The 18,862-nt window shown below is 32.5% G+C and carries 17 protein-coding genes; 12 read left to right on the top strand and 5 right to left on the bottom strand.

The window, feature by feature from the left end; genetic code table 11:
* Positions 1-156: 156 nt before the first annotated feature.
* Complete coding sequence (locus ACEN2F_RS02550) at positions 157-1,068, top strand: sterol desaturase family protein (protein WP_441735651.1); 912 nt, start codon at positions 157-159, stop codon at positions 1,066-1,068.
* Between the two features lie 295 nt (positions 1,069-1,363).
* On the opposite strand, the gene ACEN2F_RS02555 is transcribed toward ACEN2F_RS02550, so the two are convergent.
* Together ACEN2F_RS02555 and ACEN2F_RS02560 are read right to left on the bottom strand one after the other, a co-directional pair.
* Positions 1,364-1,591: a hypothetical protein gene (locus ACEN2F_RS02555; protein WP_441735654.1), complete on the bottom strand. Its 228-nt coding sequence runs from the start codon at positions 1,589-1,591 to the stop codon at positions 1,364-1,366.
* A gap of 4 nt (positions 1,592-1,595) precedes the next feature.
* Complete coding sequence (locus ACEN2F_RS02560; protein WP_441735655.1) at positions 1,596-1,895, bottom strand: hypothetical protein; 300 nt, start codon at positions 1,893-1,895, stop codon at positions 1,596-1,598.
* 256 nt (positions 1,896-2,151) lie between these two features.
* Here ACEN2F_RS02560 and ACEN2F_RS02565 point away from each other — a divergent pair, with 256 nt between their 5' ends.
* The 5 genes from ACEN2F_RS02565 to ACEN2F_RS02585 all read left to right on the top strand — a co-directional run bounded on the left by ACEN2F_RS02565 (position 2,152) and on the right by ACEN2F_RS02585 (position 7,198).
* Entirely contained in the window at positions 2,152-3,927 is a 1,776-nt protein-coding gene (locus ACEN2F_RS02565; RefSeq protein ID WP_441735657.1) for an AMP-dependent synthetase/ligase, read from the top strand.
* A 612-nt stretch (positions 3,928-4,539) separates the two neighbouring features.
* On the top strand, positions 4,540-5,661 hold the full coding sequence (locus tag ACEN2F_RS02570; RefSeq protein WP_441735660.1) for an SRPBCC family protein: 1,122 nt from the start codon (positions 4,540-4,542) through the stop codon (positions 5,659-5,661).
* Between the two features lie 64 nt (positions 5,662-5,725).
* Positions 5,726-6,268, top strand: coding sequence for an RNA polymerase sigma factor (locus ACEN2F_RS02575; RefSeq protein WP_441735663.1), 543 nt, complete (start codon positions 5,726-5,728; stop codon positions 6,266-6,268).
* A gap of 33 nt (positions 6,269-6,301) precedes the next feature.
* Complete coding sequence (locus ACEN2F_RS02580) at positions 6,302-6,724, top strand: hypothetical protein (RefSeq protein WP_441735665.1); 423 nt, start codon at positions 6,302-6,304, stop codon at positions 6,722-6,724.
* A gap of 15 nt (positions 6,725-6,739) precedes the next feature.
* A complete protein-coding gene (locus tag ACEN2F_RS02585) occupies positions 6,740-7,198 on the top strand; it encodes a sensor of ECF-type sigma factor (RefSeq protein WP_441735667.1) in 459 nt (152 codons plus the stop codon).
* Between the two features lie 69 nt (positions 7,199-7,267).
* Here ACEN2F_RS02585 and ACEN2F_RS02590 read toward each other — a convergent pair whose 3' ends face one another.
* On the bottom strand, positions 7,268-8,026 hold the full coding sequence (locus ACEN2F_RS02590; RefSeq protein WP_441735670.1) for an oxidoreductase: 759 nt from the start codon (positions 8,024-8,026) through the stop codon (positions 7,268-7,270).
* 421 nt (positions 8,027-8,447) lie between these two features.
* Here ACEN2F_RS02590 and ACEN2F_RS02595 point away from each other — a divergent pair, with 421 nt between their 5' ends.
* From ACEN2F_RS02595 to ACEN2F_RS02605, 3 genes are all read left to right on the top strand, one after another.
* The gene (locus ACEN2F_RS02595; RefSeq protein WP_441735672.1) at positions 8,448-9,773 is read left to right on the top strand and encodes a hypothetical protein; all 1,326 of its coding nucleotides are present in this window, start codon (positions 8,448-8,450) and stop codon (positions 9,771-9,773) included.
* A 117-nt stretch (positions 9,774-9,890) separates the two neighbouring features.
* Positions 9,891-11,852 carry a KUP/HAK/KT family potassium transporter gene (locus tag ACEN2F_RS02600; protein ID WP_441735675.1) on the top strand — a complete coding sequence of 654 codons (1,962 nt, stop codon included), beginning with the start codon at positions 9,891-9,893 and terminating at the stop codon, positions 11,850-11,852.
* Between the two features lie 138 nt (positions 11,853-11,990).
* Positions 11,991-13,247, top strand: a complete 1,257-nt coding sequence (locus ACEN2F_RS02605; RefSeq protein WP_441735678.1) for an RsmB/NOP family class I SAM-dependent RNA methyltransferase — start codon at positions 11,991-11,993, stop codon at positions 13,245-13,247.
* A 124-nt stretch (positions 13,248-13,371) separates the two neighbouring features.
* Here the strand turns inward: ACEN2F_RS02605 and rho are convergent, their stop codons facing one another.
* The gene (rho, locus tag ACEN2F_RS02610; RefSeq protein WP_441735680.1) at positions 13,372-15,120 is read right to left on the bottom strand and encodes a transcription termination factor Rho; all 1,749 of its coding nucleotides are present in this window, start codon (positions 15,118-15,120) and stop codon (positions 13,372-13,374) included.
* A 181-nt stretch (positions 15,121-15,301) separates the two neighbouring features.
* Here rho and ACEN2F_RS02615 point away from each other — a divergent pair, with 181 nt between their 5' ends.
* The 3 genes from ACEN2F_RS02615 to ACEN2F_RS02625 all read left to right on the top strand — a co-directional run bounded on the left by ACEN2F_RS02615 (position 15,302) and on the right by ACEN2F_RS02625 (position 18,367).
* On the top strand, positions 15,302-15,715 hold the full coding sequence (locus ACEN2F_RS02615) for a DUF4293 domain-containing protein (RefSeq protein ID WP_441735683.1): 414 nt from the start codon (positions 15,302-15,304) through the stop codon (positions 15,713-15,715).
* A 141-nt stretch (positions 15,716-15,856) separates the two neighbouring features.
* Complete coding sequence (locus tag ACEN2F_RS02620) at positions 15,857-16,519, top strand: response regulator (protein ID WP_441735685.1); 663 nt, start codon at positions 15,857-15,859, stop codon at positions 16,517-16,519.
* Positions 16,520-16,639: 120 nt separating this feature from the next.
* Entirely contained in the window at positions 16,640-18,367 is a 1,728-nt protein-coding gene (locus ACEN2F_RS02625) for a tetratricopeptide repeat-containing sensor histidine kinase (protein WP_441735688.1), read from the top strand.
* On the opposite strand, the gene ACEN2F_RS02630 is transcribed toward ACEN2F_RS02625, so the two are convergent.
* Entirely contained in the window at positions 18,342-18,839 is a 498-nt protein-coding gene (locus ACEN2F_RS02630; protein ID WP_441735689.1) for a metallophosphoesterase family protein, read from the bottom strand. The two genes, ACEN2F_RS02625 and ACEN2F_RS02630, sit on opposite strands and share 26 nt — an antisense overlap.
* Positions 18,840-18,862: the final 23 nt, after the last annotated feature.

The raw sequence follows: 18,862 nt of genomic DNA on the forward strand, positions 1-18,862 counted from the left end.
GCTTTGATGCGAAAATCGCAAGAGAAACAGCAAAAGACTAAAAAGTCCATTGTATGGATATTCAACCGAATAATCCTCATAAGTTTCTCGTTTTTAAACGTTAAAAAGTTTGGAAACTTTACAACAACACAAATAACTCCATTATAATTTTACTACATGAAAGAAAATCCATTAACTATGGAAATGCTGTTAGATCAACTAATAGGATTGAACATTATCGAACTTGCAGCCATTCCAATGATTTTACTTGTTATATTGGAGTGGATTCTCACAATTGTTCAAAAAAAAGATTATTATAATAGCTTAGATACTGCATCGGCCACGTTTATTGGTCTTGTAAATGTGGGTATCTCCGCTTTATTAAAAATAGGAATCTTTGGAGTTATGCTATTTTTTTATAATGTCGTTCCTTGGAGTATTCCACGAGAATGGTGGGCCTATATTCTTTGCATTATTACAATAGATTTTTTCAGATACTGGTCACATCGATTAACCCATGTCAATCGTTTTTGGTGGGCAACTCATGTAACGCATCACAATTCAGAAAAATACAACTTGTCTGTGGCTTTTAGATTGGGTTGGACACAACATATTAAATTCATCTTCTTTATTCCAGTAGTTTTAATTGGCTTTGACCCTATCCTTTTTTTTATATGCCATCAAATAGAAGTACTCTATCAATTCTGGATTCATACCGAATATATTAGAAAATTACCGGCTCCAATTGAATACATTTTTGTTACTCCATCTCATCACAGAGTGCATCATTCAACAAATGATCAATATCTGGATAAGAACTTTGGATCGACATTCATTATTTGGGACAGAATGTTTGGCACTTTTGAAGCTGAGGAAGAGCAAACAGTTTATGGTATTACGAAGCCACTTAATACCTACAATCCCATTACTTTAAACTTTCACGAATGGAAGGACATAAGTAAAGACGTAATTAAAAGTCGGTCATTAAAAGAGGCATATGCCATGCTATTTACAAGCCCCTCTAAATTAGAAGCTGTTAAGGCTGAGTTTAGTTCTATTAATTTAAAGGAAAATAAAAAAAACCTCTGATTCTCATTTGCAAGCAGAACCTCTTCCTATAAAAACTAGAGTAAAGCATTAGTAAAACGCCTTATTAAATCTCTCGAAATTGCAGGTTGAATTTTAAATGGGTTAGGAGTCTTAAAAAAATACAGTCTAATTTTTTTGTTACAATTTAATACTGCTTTTTTGAATTGACTTCTAACTTTCTCTTTATGTTTTTCTGGTGGTTTCAAGTGTATATTCGCTTAAAAAATTCGCGACTTCTCAGTAACTTTATGTAAGAAAAAAATTTATTATTTCAATTTCTCAATGGCTGAAATTGTTACTCTTTTCCAGCCAATTGCTTTCTGCTTTTATAAGCTTTCAAATATTCTCCTTTGGCGGTTCCGTCATCAAAAGAACTCCATTTGATTAAAGCTCCAACTGCATTTCGGGCTTCTTCATTGCTGAAATTTTCGTGTTCGATTCGGTACAAAGCCGAATACATTTCGGCACGACCAATTGCGTGATAGTAATGAATTAAAACCGGATAATTCTCTTTATTATCCATGATTTTAAAAAAACCGATCTAATTTCTCTTGCTTTGGAACCTGATCAGAACCATTAATAAAATAATTCATAACTTTCATTTTAGCAATTGCTTCTTTTTCAGCCCTCAGTTCAATTGGTATTTCAGGATTGTCTATTAAATCAGTTATATCTGGAAAATGTAAATTAACAATCGATTTAATATTATATTTACTAACATAAACAGCTAATTCGTATGGAGGAATTACACCCGATTTATAGACTATTCCTTCGGTAATAGTTTCAAAATTATTATTGATATGAATATCGCAAATATATTTCCCCACAAAAAAATGATAAGCAGAACTATAAATCTGATACTTTTTTTATGTTTTCTACTATTAAAAATTAATTGGTATATGTAAATTTATTTCGATTTACTAATCAAATCTTTAATAAATTCAACTACCAACCATGATGTAATTAACAGAAATTGAACAAATTATTACACTAAAATTTATTTATTTGATAATTAAATTCAGATAAATTGTTCAATAATTATTTATTACCTAATTTGCAAGATAAATTAATGCTATTCTAAAAATGATAAATATAACCCGCCTCTTTGATTTCCCTTATTATCAGCAAGAAAAATACAATAACATTCCGGATGCTTTGGTTAGCAAACAGAACGGTGTCTGGATAAAAACATCTACCCAAGAATATATAGCAAAAGCCAACGCTGTTTCAAGAGCAATGTTGCGATTGGGCGTTCAAAAAGACGATAAAATTGCCATCATTTCGTCAAATAATAGAACCGAGTGGAATATTATGGACATTGGTGTACTGCAAACCGGAGCGCAAACTGTTCCCATTTACCCTACCATTTCCGAAGAAGATTACGAATACATCCTGAACCATTCGGGCTCCATTTATTGTTTCGTGTCGGATGCTGAGGTGCTTCGAAAAGTAAACCTAATCAAACATAAAGTTCCAACGCTTAAGGAAGTGTACTCCTTTAATGAAATCGAAGGCTGCACTAACTGGAATGATTTATTAGTTCTTGGCGTTGACACAGGAAACCAAGATGAAGTGGAACAACGCAAAAACAATGTAAAAAATGAGGATTTAGCGACAATAATTTACACATCGGGAACAACAGGAAGACCAAAAGGTGTTATGCTATCGCACAAGAATATTGTCTCGAATGTTTTGGACAGTGCTTCAAGAATTCCATTTGAAGCCGGAAAAAGCCGCGCTTTGAGCTTCCTCCCTATTTGCCATATTTTCGAAAGAATGATTTTGTATTTATACCAATATTATGGTGTTTCGATTTATTTTGGAGAATCCATTGAAAAAATAAGTGACAACATCAAGGAAGTGAAACCAACTGTAATTACAGCTGTTCCAAGACTTCTAGAGAAAGTATATGACAAAATTTATGCGAAAGGAACCGAGTTAACCGGAATCAAAAAGAAATTGTTCTTTTGGGCAATTGACTTGGGTTTAATCTATGAGCCGTATGGCAAAAATGGGTTTTGGTACGAGTTCCAACTCAAAATTGCCCGCAAATTGATTTTCAGCAAATGGAAAGAAGGTTTGGGAGGTAATTTAGATTTGATGGTTTCCGGAAGTGCAGCTTTGCAACCAAGACTAGCCCGTATTTTTGCCGCTGCCGAAATCCCTGTTATGGAAGGCTACGGATTGACTGAAACCTCTCCGGTTATTTCCGTAAATGACATTAGAAATGGTGGTTTCAGAGTGGGAACCGTTGGTAAAGTAATCGATAATGTAGAAGTTATAATAGCTGAAGACGGCGAAATTCTTTGCAAAGGTCCAAACGTAATGATGGGTTACTTCAAAGATGAAAAATTAACTAACGAAGTTATAACAAACGGTTTTTTCCACACGGGAGATATTGGAATTTTTGATAAAGACGGATTCTTGAAAATTACAGATCGTAAAAAAGAAATGTTCAAAACTTCAGGGGGAAAATACATTGCACCACAAATAATTGAAAACACGATGAAACAATCCCGTTTCATTGAACAAATCATGGTTATTGGTGACGGTCAAAAAATGCCGGGAGCCTTTATTCAGCCAAGTTTTGATTTTATTAAAGAGTGGGCCGTTATCCATGGAATAGAAGTTGGGAAAAGCAATGAAGAAATAATTGCCAATGAAAAAGTAATCGAAAGAATTCAATTAGAAATTGATACTTTAAATAATAAGTTTGGTAATTGGGAAAAAATAAAACGTTTTGAGTTAACACCTGATTTATGGTCCGTGGAAGGCGGACAACTTACCCCAACCCTAAAACTGAAACGAAAAATAGTAATGGAAAAATACATTGATTTATTCCATAAAATTTACAACTAGCCACCACAAAACAGCCTTATCCGGAATTAAAAATCTTTTCTAACTCATTAAAAAGAATTGGTAAAGATTAGCTGGTACCTAATTTTTTGATTAAGCTCGATTTTTATTTTACAAAGCTGTTTTGCGCATAAAAATTCCGTATTTTTAATGATGATTAGCATCAATTAGTAGACAATATTGAGCAATAAAAATGTAGCAAATCGTTTTAAGTATCTTTGGTATAGGTAAAAATTACAAAAATTTGTTTCTCGATTAAGAAAATAAAGTTTTTAAAAATGCATCTGAACAGCTATCAATTTAAGAATTTAATGATGCCAGAAGTAAAGTTTCGGAACTACATTCAAAAGATAATATTTAAAATCAAAAAAAAATGGCTTTCTCCATATAATTCAATTACTGCTATTGAATGTATTGAAAAAAAAACTTTATGGGAACTATTACTAGCAAGACATACTTTCTACTTTCTATAAACTTGTCGTGTTATTTAAATAATTCAACTCAACAATTTAAGAAAAAGCGAAAACAACCTGAAAAGCTAGACATTTTTTTATCACTTTTAGACACTTGTAAATTTAATTTTTAACTTTACAAAAATTAAAACTATTAGACACCATGAGGATTATAAAATATCTATTTCTTTTACTACTACTTAGTTTCGTAGCTTTATCCATTTTTGTAGCAACTCAAAAAGGAGAATTCACGGTACAAAGAAGCCATATAATTAATTCTCCAAAATCTACTGTTTTTACGTTTGTTAATGATTATCAGAATTGGCAGGATTTTGGTTCTTGGATTGTTGAAGATCCAGAGATTGAAATTACATTACCAAAAACCACCAGTGGAACTGGTGCTTCCTACGCTTGGGAAGGCGAAAAAGCAAATGGAAGTCTACAAACAAGTCTTGTGAAAGAAAATGAAAGTATTTCGCAGAAAATGAATTACAATGGCAATTTATTTTCTGTCATTTTAACTTTTAAAGACACTGTAGGCGGAACAAAAGTAACTTGGAAAACGACCGGTAAAATGAGTTTTGGAATGAAAATTTCATCTGCTCTTAACGGCGGTATTGACAATGTGATAGGGACTGTACAGGAAAAAAGCTTGGCTAATCTAGACAAAACGCTTGTTTACGAGATGAATACGCATAAAATAGAAATAAAGGGCATTGTAAAAAAATCGGAAACTTTTTATTTATACCAAACATTTACCTCCAAGATATCAAATATTACTAAAAACGCCCGAATTGTTGTTCCAAAACTCCTTTTATTTTGTGAACAAAACAACATTGAATTAAATGGAAAACCATTCACAATTTATCATACCTATGATCTGAATAAAAGCGTAAGTAGATTGTCTATTTGTATTCCCATAAAAAAACAAATTCTAACCAGTGCAGGGAGTGATATTTTATCTGACAAATTAGAATCGTTTGAAGCTCTAAAAACAACCTTGACCGGCGATTACTTTCATATCAAAAAAGCACTGAATAAAGCAACGGAATATAGCAAAACAAATAAAATTAGCATTGATCCTAAATTCTCGCATATTGAAACCTATACCATTGGAGAAACAGAAGTAAAAAACCCTTCGAAATGGATCACTGATATTTACATTCCAATACAACCAAAAGTAATTTCAGTAAAGGTTTTGGCTCCAGCGGCAATTATTGTACCGCAAGCGATTAAAACACCTAAATCTGATCCAAAGAAAGAAGAAGAAAAATCTGAATTCTAGAATAGTTTTTTGACAGTATTAAACCTTTTTGATAAAGAACATTCTAAATTGATAAACAAGAACATTGCTAGAAGAACAGGAATTTATAAATAACTTGTTGAGCTCAAAAACACAAAACCAAGCGTTTCAGCAGCTCTTACAAGATTATCAAAGACCATTATACAATCACATTCGTAACATTGTTATAAATCACGATGATACCGATGATGTCTTGCAAAACACTTTTATAAAGATTTTCCAAAATTTAAAAAATTTTAAAGGAGACAGCAAACTATTTTCTTGGATGTACCGTATTGCCACAAATGAAGCATTGACTTTCTTGAAACAAAAATCTAAAATTAATACTATTTCTTCTGAAATTTTGCAGAATAAAACTATCGATAATCTAGAAGCAGATGTCTATTTTGATGGTAATGAAATTCAAATAAAGTTACAAAAGGCAATTGTACTTTTACCTGAAAAACAGCAACTCGTTTTTAAGATGAAATATTTTGAAGAACTAAAATATGAAGAGATTTCAGCTATACTAGGAACCACAGTTGGAGGTCTAAAGGCTTCCTACCATATTGCAGTAAAAAAAATAGAAGCTTTTTTGTCTACTAATTAAACCTTTCTTCAATACTATCGTCTAATAAATAATATGAAAACATTTAAGTTAGAAAACGAGCCTAAAATTGAAACGGGATTTAAAATTCCAGATCACTATTTTGAAAATTTTTCAAAAAAAATGATGGAACATGCACCTGTGAATGAACCAAAAGTAATTTCGTTTTTTCAAAAAAGAAGAAAAACAATTTTAATGGTTGCAGCGATTTTAGTTTTAGCCTTGATGATTCCCCTTTTGAATCCGTCGACAACAAAATTAACTGAAATAGACACTCTGACTTTAGAAAATTATTTAACAGATCAATCTAATGTGAACCCTTATGATTTAATAAGTGAATTAGAATCTGAGGATATTAATAATATTAAGTCGCAAGTGGTATTAGAAGACGAAACTATAGAAAATCACTTATCCGAAAACGCTAATCTAGAATACTTGATTTTAGAATCAAATAGATAATAACACCGTTAACAAATGAATATAAAAAAATTATTACCAATACTGTTGTTACTCCTTTCCTTTAATTTTTATGGTCAACATGAAAATATGAAAGAGAAAAAAGAACAAATCAAAGCTTTGAAAATATCTTTTTTGACAGCTGAGCTAGACTTAACAACCTATGAAGCTGAAAAATTCTGGCCTATATACAACCTGTTTGATGACAAACAATTTGAATTAAGACATCAGAAAATGAAAAGTTTTATGAGAAGAATGAATGATGGATCTTTAGACCAAATCACGGAGAAAGAAGCTAAATCTTTTTTAGTTCAGATAGAAGAAACCGAAGAAGAATTGTTTTATTTGCGAAAAAAATTCGGTCAAAATTTAAAAGGAATTTTTTCTTCAGTTAAGATTTTAAAACTTAAAAAAGCAGAGGAAGATTTCAACAGAAAATTATTGCAACAGTACCGAAACAAAGGTCATAAAAAATAGAATTTTTCATTTATTAATTCGATAAAACACCCTAAACACAAGTAAAATCTTAAGTATAGGGTGTTTTTATTATTTGAACCTGATCCTAATCATTTTGTTTTTTCCTGCAGCAACAGCTGTTTGTTTATCTATAAAGCGTAGCGTGTAAAGATTAGTATCTGTTGCTATTTGCTTCCAAGAAGCACCACCATCCGATGAATAGTATACCCCTGACGTTCCCACTGTGACCAGCTTTTTACCATTACTTTCGGGAATATATTGCACACAAGAGGCATATCCAAAAGCAAGATTTTCAGCAATTACTTTCCATGTTTTCCCTCCATCCGATGAGACAGCTTTATTAGAGAAGTTTTGATTTTTGTTTTCGTAATCTCCTCCTGCTATAAATCCATTTTTGGCATTATAGAAATCCGCTGTAAAAATTCCGGTCATTTTTTTTCCTTGCACGATTGGAGTTTCAAAAACAGCCCAACTAGATCCTCGATCGGCTGAATAAAAAACTCTTGATTTTTTTCCACCCGAAACAATCCAAGTATTATTTCCTTTGATCACAATATTAGTGTTGCTTGCCGCAAAAGCAGCTTCTCCATCTATAACTTTTGGTAATTGATCACACGGAATTTTTTGCCATGAGTCGCCACCATCACGGGTTGTAATAATATTCAAACAATCTAAAATGGGATCTCCCATAGCAATTCCCTCTGCATCATCCCAAAATTGCATACTATCATAGAAAACTTTTTTGTGATTTTCTTGATAAACTAATTTTGGCTTCTTGCCATCTTTTGGAACTTGGTACAACAATGCAGGATTTGCTACATTTAACATAAAAACATGTTCCGTTGTTTGAGCAATGCTTCTAAATTCAAGTTGTAAAGAATCCGTACTAATTGTGTTCTGCGTCTTATGATTGGTATCCAAATCATAAAAACCATACCTCCCATTATCAGCAGCAAACCAAATTTTGTTTCCATCAATTTGAATCGCTCTGATACGTTATTTGATCTTGAAATAACGTATCAATTATAACCGATTGAAAGCTACTGCTATTTAGGTCTCTAGAACTATTAACTACTGTTTTGCAGGATACTAAAACAATTAAAATCAGTAGAACCAAAAAAACATATTTCATTTTTCAATAATTTTATTGCTAATCTACGATTAATAAAATAAATATAAATGGTACGGAAAATTTATTGGCACAATAATTGGATCTTATCAAAAGAGGGAAAACTTAATCCAATTAATTATGAAAACGAAACTACTATTATTGACCCTATTGACCTCTGTTTTCGCAACACAAATAGAAGCGCAAAACAGATCATCAGTAAATGCCATGAATGCCGAAATCAGTGATAATCTTGATCTGCGAGCTGTTGCTGATATCTTTGGTGATTCCAGAGACTTACAGGATTTTGAAAGACGCTTAAATGATCCAGATCTTCAAATTTCAAACTTAGATCTAAATAATGACAACGAAGTTGATTATTTACGGGTCATAGAAACGGTCGAAAACAGAACCCACGTAATCATTGTTCAATCAGTTCTTGATCAAGATGTGTACCAAGATGTTGCTACCATTGATGTTGAGAAAGACAGAAATAATAGAATTCATGTGCAAATAGTTGGTGACGAATTTATGTACGGTCAAAATTATATTTATGAGCCCGTATATTACAGCACTCCGGTAATTTATGCTTCCTTTTGGTCAGCTAATTATCGTCCTTATTATTCTACTTGGAATTGGGGTTATTACCCTTCTTATTATTACGCATGGAATCCATTTCCTGTTTTCAGATACCGAAATAATATTAATATCAATTTGAATTTCAACAATAATTATAATTACGTGAATGATCGACATAGTAATCGTGCGTTGACATTGCATAATTCTAGACGTTCAAACGGTTATGAAAGACAACATCCAAACGCTTCTTTTTCAAGAAGAAATGTTAATGTCAATAACCGCTACGAATTAGACCAAAGAAGAGTTTCAAGAAACGAAAATGGTTATTCTAATGGTAGAGCGCTCGCACAAAGAGAAAATTCTAAAAACAGAACTAGTCCTGCAAGACAAGCTGCTCCGCAAAGAGCTGAATCTTCAAGAGATTATTCTCAAAATAGAAACAATCCTTCCAGACAAGCTGCTCCACAAAGAGCTGAATCTTCCAGAGATTATTCTCAAAATAGAAACAATCCTTCCAGACAAGCTGCTCCACAAAGAGCTGAATCTTCAAGAGATTATTCTCAAAATAGGAACAGTCCTTCCAGACAAGCTGCTCCGCAAAGAGCTGAATCTTCCAGAGATTATTCTCAAAATAGAAACAGTCCCTCCAGACAAGCTGCTCCGCAAAGAGCTGAATCTTCCAGAGATTATTCTCAAAATAGAAACAGTCCATCCAGACAAGCTGCTCCACAAAGAATGGAATCTCAAAATAGAGGCAATTCATCAAGAACATCAGCTCCGCAAAGAATGGAATCTCAAAATCGAGGCAATTCATCAAGAGCATCAGCGCCACAAAGAATGGAATCCAGAAATAATTCTTCTTCAAGAAATACCGACCGAAAGTCCTAGAAAAAGATAATATCTAATTAGAAACACGACTTCATAGGTCGTGTTTCTTTTTTATGGGATAAAAAGCGCTAATTTATTTTAAAAGTGTAAATTTGACAAGTTTTTTAAAAATTACACATGAGCGTATCGCATAAAGACCTGCATAGTAAATGGACATTAGGAGGTTTATTAATTTCGTTAGGAATAATTTACGGTGACATAGGAACTTCACCATTATATGTAATGAAAGCCATTCTTGGCACTCATATAATTAATGCAGATATTGTTTTAGGCGGAATATCGTGCGTGTTTTGGACCCTTACGCTACAAACCACAATCAAATACGTTTTAATAACGTTAAGTGCTGACAATCATGGAGAAGGCGGAATATTTGCCTTGTATGCATTAGTCAAAAAAACAAAAATTCAGTGGTTAATTGTACCTGCAATAATTGGAGGAAGCGCATTGTTAGCTGACGGAATCATTACGCCCCCCATTTCTGTATCTTCAGCTGTTGAAGGAATAAGAACTTATTATCCTGAAATCAACACAATTCCTATTGTAATAACAATACTATTTGTACTTTTTTCTATACAGCAATTTGGAACCAAATTAGTAGGTAAATTTTTTGCTCCCATGATGCTAATTTGGTTTGGTATGCTAGCCATTCTTGGCACCGTACAAATTGCGCAACATACCGAGGTTTTAAAAGCAATAAATCCCTACTACGCCTATCATTTGTTGACTATTCATCCCGAAGGTTTTTTTGTGTTAGGATTTGTATTTCTATGTACAACAGGAGCTGAAGCATTGTATTCAGATATGGGGCATTGTGGACGAAAAAATATACGAATTAGTTGGATTTTTGTTAAAACTGCATTAGTCTTGAATTATTTTGGACAAGCTGCATATTTGATACATCACGAGGGAGAAACGCTACAGAGCTTAGGCGGGAAAAATGGAAATCCATTTTATCTAATCATGCCAGATTGGTTTCAACCTATAGGAATTGTAATAGCAACTCTTGCGGCTGTTATTGCCTCACAAGCCCTTATTAGTGGATCATTTACGCTAATAAATGAAGCAATGCGCTTAAATTTTTGGCCAAAAGTAAAAATAAAATACCCAACAGAATTAAAAGGACAATTGTACATTCCATCTATAAATTGGTTGTTATTTATAGGATGCGTTGGAATTGTATTGCACTTTGAAGAATCCAGTAACATGGAGCATGCTTATGGATTGGCGATCATTTTATGTATGATCATGACCACTATTTTACTGAATTTTTATTTGATCATGAAAAGAGTAAAATTATATTTTATTATTCCATTGATCACCATTTATCTACTAATTGAATTTAGTTTTCTGGCCGCCAATATTACGAAATTTGCAGAAGGTGGTTATGTAACGCTTTTTATAGCAATAACTTTAATCAGTATCATGACTATTTGGTATTTAGCTAAAAAAATTAATAAAAGTTATACCAAAATTGTAAAAATAGAAGATTACAAAAAAGTACTTGTTGAGTTAAGTGCTGATTTATCTATACCAAAATACGCCACACATTTAGTTTACATGACAAATGCAGGAAGAATTGATGAAATAGAAGAAAAAGTAATGTATTCAATTTTACAAAAACGACCTAAAAGAGCCGATATTTATTGGTTTGTTCATGTGAATATTTTAACTGAACCTTATAAAACCGAATATAAAGTAACTGAAATTGTCAAAGATGATTTGTATCGTGTAGATTTTAATTTAGGTTTTAGAGAACCAACAAAAATAAATCTAATGTTTAGAGAAGTTATCCGAGATATGGTAAAAAAAGGAGAAGTAGATATCACCAGCCGATATGAATCTTTGAATAAAAATAACATCATAGGGGATTTTAAATTTGTTTTATCCGAAAAATTCCTTTCTAATGATAGTGACTTAATATGGCATGAAAAAATAATTATGAATTCCTATTTCTTCATTAAAAAGCTGAGTTTATCTGAAGAAAGAGCTTTTGGTTTGGACAGTAGTTCCGTAAAAGTAGAAAAATTCCCAATGGTTCTTCATGCTCCTCAAAACATAGGATTAACGAGAGTGAAATAAATTTTTATCTTTAAAAAAGATAATAAAGCACTGTAGAAATACAGTGTTTTTTTTGTTTAAAAATATAAAAATAACATTCATTATTAAAAATATCACATTTAATCAATTAATAGTACCTTTGCACCTCAATTATTTAAAATGAGATTACACAGAAATTTAGTTTACACAACAATAGATGCTTTAAATGCAATTTTTAACGAAGGTGAATATGCGGATAAAGTAGTTGCAAGATCTTTAAAAAAAGACAAACGTTGGGGAAGTTCTGACAGAAAATTTGTTGCCGAAACCATCTACGAAATCGTACGTTGGAAAAGATTATACGCAGAAATAGCCGAAGTAAAAGAACCGTTTGACAGAGACAATCTTTGGAGAATGTTTTCAGTTTGGGCCGTTTTAAGAGGGTACCCAATTCCAGATTGGCGCCAACTGGAAGGAACTCCAGAGCGAAAAATAAAAGGACGTTTTGATGAACTTTCAAAAGTGAGAGCTCTAAAAGAATCTATTCCGGACTGGATGGATGAATTGGGAGTAAAAGAATTAGGAGAGAAAGTTTGGGCAACTGAAATAGCGGCTCAAAACCAGCCAGCAAAAGTAATTTTAAGAGTTAATACATTAAAAACAACAAGAGAAGCGCTACGAGCTATTTTGATGGATTTAAATATTGATACGGAAACGCTAAAAAATCAACCAGATGCTTTGGTTCTAAAAGAAAGAGCTAATGTTTTCCTGACTGACGCTTTCAAACAAGGTTTCTTTGAAGTTCAAGATGCCAATTCACAATTAGTAGCTGCTTTTCTTGATGTAAAACCTGGAATGCGTATCGTTGATACCTGTGCAGGTGCTGGTGGAAAAACATTGCATATTGCTTCTTTGATGGAAAACAAAGGACAATTAATCGCTATGGATTTGTATGAAAGTAAATTGAAGCAATTAAAAATTAGAGCCAAAAGAGACGGTGCTTTCAATATTGAATACCGCATTATAGATTCTACAAAAATCATCAAAAAACTACATGAAAAAGCTGATCGTGTTTTGATTGATGCACCTTGCAGTGGTTTAGGCGTTTTAAAAAGAAATCCAGATGCTAAATGGAAATTAAAACCAGAATTTATAGATAATATCCGTAAAGTACAATCGGAAGTTTTGGAGAGTTATTCTAAAATTGTTAAACCAGGAGGCAAATTAGTTTATGCTACATGCTCTATATTACCTTCGGAAAATCAAGAACAAATCGCTCGCTTCCTGACAACTGATATTGGACAACAATTCAAATTTATAAAAGATCAAAAAATATTAGCTTCAGAATCTGGATTTGACGGATTCTACATGGCTTTGTTGGAGCGCAAAGAAAGTGAAGAGCAAAAAGAAAAAAGAGTGCAAAAAGAAATAAAATAGAATATTTATTTTAGGCTCCAAACTTAACAAAAAAAGTCCTCGATTTCGAGGACTTTTTTTATATCATAATTTTTTGAGCTTAATCTTTTTTTCAACCTTAAACTTAAAAACTTTAAACTTTCTATTAATCATTCATTGAGATTAAAAACTCTTCATTATTTTTGGTTTTCTTAAAACGATCATTAATGAAATCCATTGCTTCCACTGGATTCATATCAGACAAATATTTTCTCATAATCCACATTCTTTGTAATGTTTTTGGATCTAATAACATATCATCCCTTCTTGTACTTGAAGAGGTAAGATCGATTGCTGGAAAAATACGTTTGTTGGCAATTTTTCTATCCAATTGCAATTCCATATTACCGGTACCTTTAAATTCTTCAAAAATAACTTCATCCATTTTAGAGCCCGTTTCAGTCAAAGCAGTAGCAATAATACTTAATGATCCACCATTTTCTACATTACGTGCCGCTCCAAAGAAACGTTTTGGCTTTTGCAATGCATTCGCATCCACACCACCACTTAATACTTTACCAGAAGCAGGTTGTACCGTATTATACGCTCTGGCCAAACGTGTAATAGAATCTAACAAAATCACTACATCATGACCACATTCTACCAATCGTTTTGCTTTTTCAAGCACGATATTTGCAATTTTAACGTGCTCTTGCGGTTCTCTATCAAATGTGGAAGCGATTACTTCGCCACGCACGCTACGCTGCATATCTGTAACCTCCTCCGGACGTTCGTCAATCAATAAAACTATCAAATATACTTCGGGATGATTTGCCGCTATTGCATTAGCAATTTCCTTAAGCAACATCGTTTTACCAGTTTTAGGTTGGGCCACAATCATTCCACGTTGCCCTTTTCCTATTGGCGAAAACAAATCGATAATTCTTGTTGAAATCGTGCTTTGCTTTTCTGCTAATTTGAATTTTTCTGATGGAAAAACAGGCGTTAAATGTTCGAATGAAACTCTATCTCGTACGACTTGAGGATCGTGCCCGTTTATTTTTAAAACTCGAACTAAAGGGAAAAATTTCTCTCCTTCTTTTGGCGGTCGAACCACACCTTTTACGGTATCTCCAGTTTTAAGACCAAACAATCTAATTTGCGAAGTTGACAAATAAATATCATCTGGCGAAGCTAAATAGTTGTAATCAGAAGATCGTAAAAAACCATATCCATCAGGCATCATTTCTAGAACGCCTTCGCTTTCTATGATTCCATCGAACTCAAAATCAGAAGCAGCAAAATTGCTTTTCTTGTTTTTTAAATTTGGATTTGGATTACTATTTTGGCTTAAATTATTATTTTGTTTATGTAATTGGTTAGGATTAATTTTTTTAACTATTGCCGGAACATCTGGTTTATCTTCAGTAGCAATTTCTGCTACAACATCAGTATCTTTCCCTTCTTCTTTGTCTTTTTTTAAAGCTAATTTCTTTTCGTAAGCAGATTTATTAAACTTAATGACCTTACCTACTATTTTGTCTCCAGCTTCAGGTTCCGGAACCAAAGAGGAAACTTCTTCTTTTGATGATACAAGAACTTCAACTGGACTGTTTTCAGCAGGAGCAATAGTTTCAACGGTAATTCCTTCCGATTCAAAAAGTGAATTTTTTACTGCTTTTTGAATTGGTGCTTTCTTAGCAGGTACTATTCTGGCTCGTTTTGGTTTATCATCTTCCAGATCACTTTCTGTTTTTAAATCAAATGTCGCATCAGCGTTAGCTACTTGATGATCTAGAATCTGATGGATCAGAATCTCCTTTTTTACGCCGTTAAATTTTATGGTTTTAGCTGATTTAGCTATTTCTTGGAGCTCAGAAAGCTTCATTTCTTTTAATGCAGAAATATCAAACATGAATGTTCTATGAGTTTAATTAATTTTGAAAATAATGTAAAAGATGAGTAGCAAACATTAAATTGAATCAACCGCAGTATGAAGTGCTTACGGTATTATGATGCAATAATACGAATAAAATTTAATGATACAATAGTATTTTTAAAAAAGAAAATATATTTTTGTAGAACAAATTACACAAATGATACAAAGAATTCAGACCATTTATTTACTACTTGCATTTGTAGTCACAGGCATTTTATTGTTTTTTATTCCGCTTTGGACTATGAATAATGGTGAAGTATTTTATTTTATGCAAAGCCAAGTCTATACAATAATATTGGGACTGAGTACTTCTCTAACTGTTTTTAGCATTGTTTCCTATAAAAAAAGACAAAATCAATTTGTTATCGGCAGATTGAATATCGTATTAAATTTGATTTTATTAGGATTGTTTGTATATCGTTCACTAAATCTATCTGGAGAAACACCTGCTGTTTCAGAGAAAGGTATTGGGATGTTTCTACCTGTAGCTGCTATCGTATTATTGGTTTTGGCCAATAAAGCAATCAAAAAGGATGAAGATCTTGTCAAATCTGTGGACAGATTGAGGTAAACCTATAATATTTAGTTTATTAGTGCGAAGAAAACCCGAATGTAACAATTCGGGTTTTTTTATATCCCCACGCAAACAAAAACCTCCTAATTTAGAATTTAGCTAGTATTTTTTTATAAATTTGAGCAGGACAAATACAATATGTTAAAAAAGACTCGAATACATCTTGCCGATGATCATCAAATTCTTATTGACGGAATTAGGACTTTACTACATACCATTCCCACATTTGAGGTAGTAGGATTTTCATTAAACGGAAATGATATTTATGATGCCGTGCGCTGTAACAAAGCAGACATCCTTGTTTTAGACATCAATATGCCAGAAAAAGACGGCATTGAAGTCCTTAAAGAATTTGCTAGAAAAGGATTTCCTTGTAAGATCATTATTTTATCTAGTTACGATGACTTACGAATCATTAAAGAAGTCATGAAACTGGGTTGTAGCAGCTATTTGACCAAAAAATGTGCTGGCGAAAATATTGTTGAAGCCATTCACGCAGTTGCAAATGGAGAAGAATATTTTAGCAAATCAGTAAGAGAAAAAATATTCAATACTGTTACAAAAGACAATCCAAAACTAAACAAACGAGCACTTGTGTCAAATTCGCTATTGACTGAGAGAGAGTTGGAAATAATTATATTAATCTCATTAGAATACAGTGGCAAGGAAATTAGTGATGAACTGTTTATTAGTATAAATACTGTAGAAACCCATCGCAAAAATATAATGAAAAAACTCAGTGCAAAAAACTCCATTAGCCTGGTAAAATATGCTCTTAAACATAAATTAATCAAGTCCTAAGTTTATTTAAATTTGTTGTAAATCAACTTTTATTGAACCAAAAACTAAATCACCCCATTTAAACCTAAGATATGGAAGATCAATTTTAATACTAGAAATAACTAATCTAACCAATCATTTATGTTCCAGAAACAAATTGTAATACTTTTTCTTTTGCTGGTAAACCTCAGCGGTAGTACTGTATATGCTCAAAACAAAGAAACCACAAAAACACTCGCCCAAACATTAGAAAAAGAAGCTAATGAACTTATGAAATCAGGTTATTACGAGAAGTCATTAATAAAATCAAGACTTGCTTTAAATCAGGCAATCAAGAGCAAAGACAACAATCTGATCGCTGGGGCTTACAACACGATAGCAGCAAATTTTGATCAATTATCTGAATATGACAAAGCTTTTTTTTATTATAATAAGGGACTTAAATATGCTAACAAAACAAATAATGATGTCTTAAAAAATTGGTTGAACAATAATCTTGGCAACATCTATTGTTTTGACAAAAAAGAATATGAAAAAGGAATTTATTATTACAAAAAATCACTGCAATACAGCACAAAAATAAAAGATTCGGCGCAAATTGTTTTTACAAAACTCAATTTGACATGGGCTTATTTTGATATTAATCGGTTCAAAGAAGGCGCACCCTATTTACAATACATCAATAAATATCATGAAAAACATGGCGATGAATCTACAGTTGTTGCCCTTAACATGCTCAACGGAATGTATCAAAGCTTTAAAAATGATACTAAAAAAGCTGATTATTTTTTTCAAAAGGCAATAGAAAAAGGAATTCAAGGAACTGAAAAATCTGATTTGTCCTATTCCCATTTTGAATATTCCAAATTTTTATTAAAAAATAGTGATTACAAAAATGCCTACAAAAATTTAGTTCTTTACAATCAAATTAGTGAAGAATTAAACGACCAAGAAAAACGTAATAAGGCCAATGTCGCGGGAATCAATCTTGAAATCGATGAATACAAAAGAGAAATTGACAAAATAGAAACAGAATACAAAACAACACAGTTTTTTTTGTTGCAAGAACAGTCTAGAAATAAAAAAGTTGTTATCGTATTAATTGCGATTCTACTGCTACTTTCGTTTCTTTTTTACTTCTATTCCCAAAATATGCAACTAAAACAAAAAAACAGACTTAAAGATATCCAGAGCAAGGTGCAGGAAAACATCATTAATGCCTCTATAAACGGACAAGAATTAGAACGGAAAAAAATTGCGGCTTTTTTGCACGATAACATTAGCGCATTGCTTTCTTCGGCAGGATTACACCTTTATGCTTACACTACTAAAAATCAAACTTCATCACAAGAAATTATAAAAACTAAAGCTATTCTTGAAGAAGCTCACGATCAAGTTCGGGATTTATCACACCAGCTAATGCCCTCCCTTTTGGCACGATTTGGGTTATTTGATGCTTTAGATGATCTCTGTGAAAAAAATTCCAATTCGATGCTACACTTTGAATATTCAAGTTCTGTACATAGAAAAACACGGTATGATGAAGATTTTGAAATAAAAATTTATTTTATCATCACTGAACTTCTAAATAATATAATAAAACACAGTCAGGGAACACTAGCAAAATTAAGCATTCACGAAAATAATGCTTTTTTAAACATCAATATTATCGATAACGGAAAAGGATTTGACACCAGTAAGTTTGATATATTAGAAGGTTTTGGAATCAACCAAATCAAAGCGCGTATCAATAATCTTACGGGAAGTTTTGATATAAAATCAAAAATAGATTCTGGGACAGCCATAAAAATAGTAGTTCCCATCACGTATCAAAAAAAAATAATCAGACCCGCTTTTCAATCTCAATAATTTCTAGATCCTTGATTTTGTTTCCTTCAATCACAAATCGCAACATGGTGCGCACCTGATGAAAACCGCTTTTCCCTGCAGCTCCTGGATTCATGTGCAACAAATTATGCTTTTTATCAAAGATGACTTTTAGGATGTGCGAATGTCCACAAATGAACAATTTTGGCGGATTCAACTCCATTTCTGCTTTAATATTTGGATTATATTTTCCGGGATAACCGCCAATATGCGTAATCCAAACATCGACACCTTCACACATAAATCGGTTGTGCAACGGAAATTCTAATCGTGCCGTCGCATCATCAATATTTCCAAAAACACAGCGCAGCGGTTTTAGCTTTTTAATCGCATCCGTTACCGCTAAATCGCCAACATCACCGGCATGCCAAACCTCATCAGCCTGTGCAACATATTTCAAAATTGTGTCATCAATATAACTGTGCGTATCCGAAAGCAGGAGTATTTTTTTCATATTTAAAGTGTCATTACGAGGTA

This window comes from Flavobacterium sp. W20_MBD1_R3 (assembly GCF_052119725.1).
GTDB lineage: Bacteria > Bacteroidota > Bacteroidia > Flavobacteriales > Flavobacteriaceae > Flavobacterium.

Excerpts from the sequence above, each read along its gene's own strand:
- ACEN2F_RS02550 (WP_441735651.1), top strand. The coding sequence starts at position 157 with ATGAAAGAAAATCCATTAACTATGGAAATGCTGTTAGATCAACTAATA.
- ACEN2F_RS02555 (WP_441735654.1), bottom strand. The coding sequence starts at position 1,591 with ATGGATAATAAAGAGAATTATCCGGTTTTAATTCATTACTATCACGCA.
- ACEN2F_RS02565 (WP_441735657.1), top strand. The coding sequence starts at position 2,152 with ATGATAAATATAACCCGCCTCTTTGATTTCCCTTATTATCAGCAAGAA.
- ACEN2F_RS02570 (WP_441735660.1), top strand. The coding sequence starts at position 4,540 with ATGAGGATTATAAAATATCTATTTCTTTTACTACTACTTAGTTTCGTA.
- ACEN2F_RS02580 (WP_441735665.1), top strand. The coding sequence starts at position 6,302 with ATGAAAACATTTAAGTTAGAAAACGAGCCTAAAATTGAAACGGGATTT.
- ACEN2F_RS02585 (WP_441735667.1), top strand. The coding sequence starts at position 6,740 with ATGAATATAAAAAAATTATTACCAATACTGTTGTTACTCCTTTCCTTT.
- ACEN2F_RS02590 (WP_441735670.1), bottom strand. The coding sequence starts at position 8,026 with ATGTTAAATGTAGCAAATCCTGCATTGTTGTACCAAGTTCCAAAAGAT.
- ACEN2F_RS02595 (WP_441735672.1), top strand. The coding sequence starts at position 8,448 with ATGAAAACGAAACTACTATTATTGACCCTATTGACCTCTGTTTTCGCA.
- ACEN2F_RS02600 (WP_441735675.1), top strand. The coding sequence starts at position 9,891 with ATGAGCGTATCGCATAAAGACCTGCATAGTAAATGGACATTAGGAGGT.
- ACEN2F_RS02605 (WP_441735678.1), top strand. The coding sequence starts at position 11,991 with ATGAGATTACACAGAAATTTAGTTTACACAACAATAGATGCTTTAAAT.
- rho (WP_441735680.1), bottom strand. The coding sequence starts at position 15,120 with ATGTTTGATATTTCTGCATTAAAAGAAATGAAGCTTTCTGAGCTCCAA.
- ACEN2F_RS02615 (WP_441735683.1), top strand. The coding sequence starts at position 15,302 with ATGATACAAAGAATTCAGACCATTTATTTACTACTTGCATTTGTAGTC.
- ACEN2F_RS02620 (WP_441735685.1), top strand. The coding sequence starts at position 15,857 with ATGTTAAAAAAGACTCGAATACATCTTGCCGATGATCATCAAATTCTT.
- ACEN2F_RS02625 (WP_441735688.1), top strand. The coding sequence starts at position 16,640 with ATGTTCCAGAAACAAATTGTAATACTTTTTCTTTTGCTGGTAAACCTC.
- ACEN2F_RS02630 (WP_441735689.1), bottom strand. The coding sequence starts at position 18,839 with ATGAAAAAAATACTCCTGCTTTCGGATACGCACAGTTATATTGATGAC.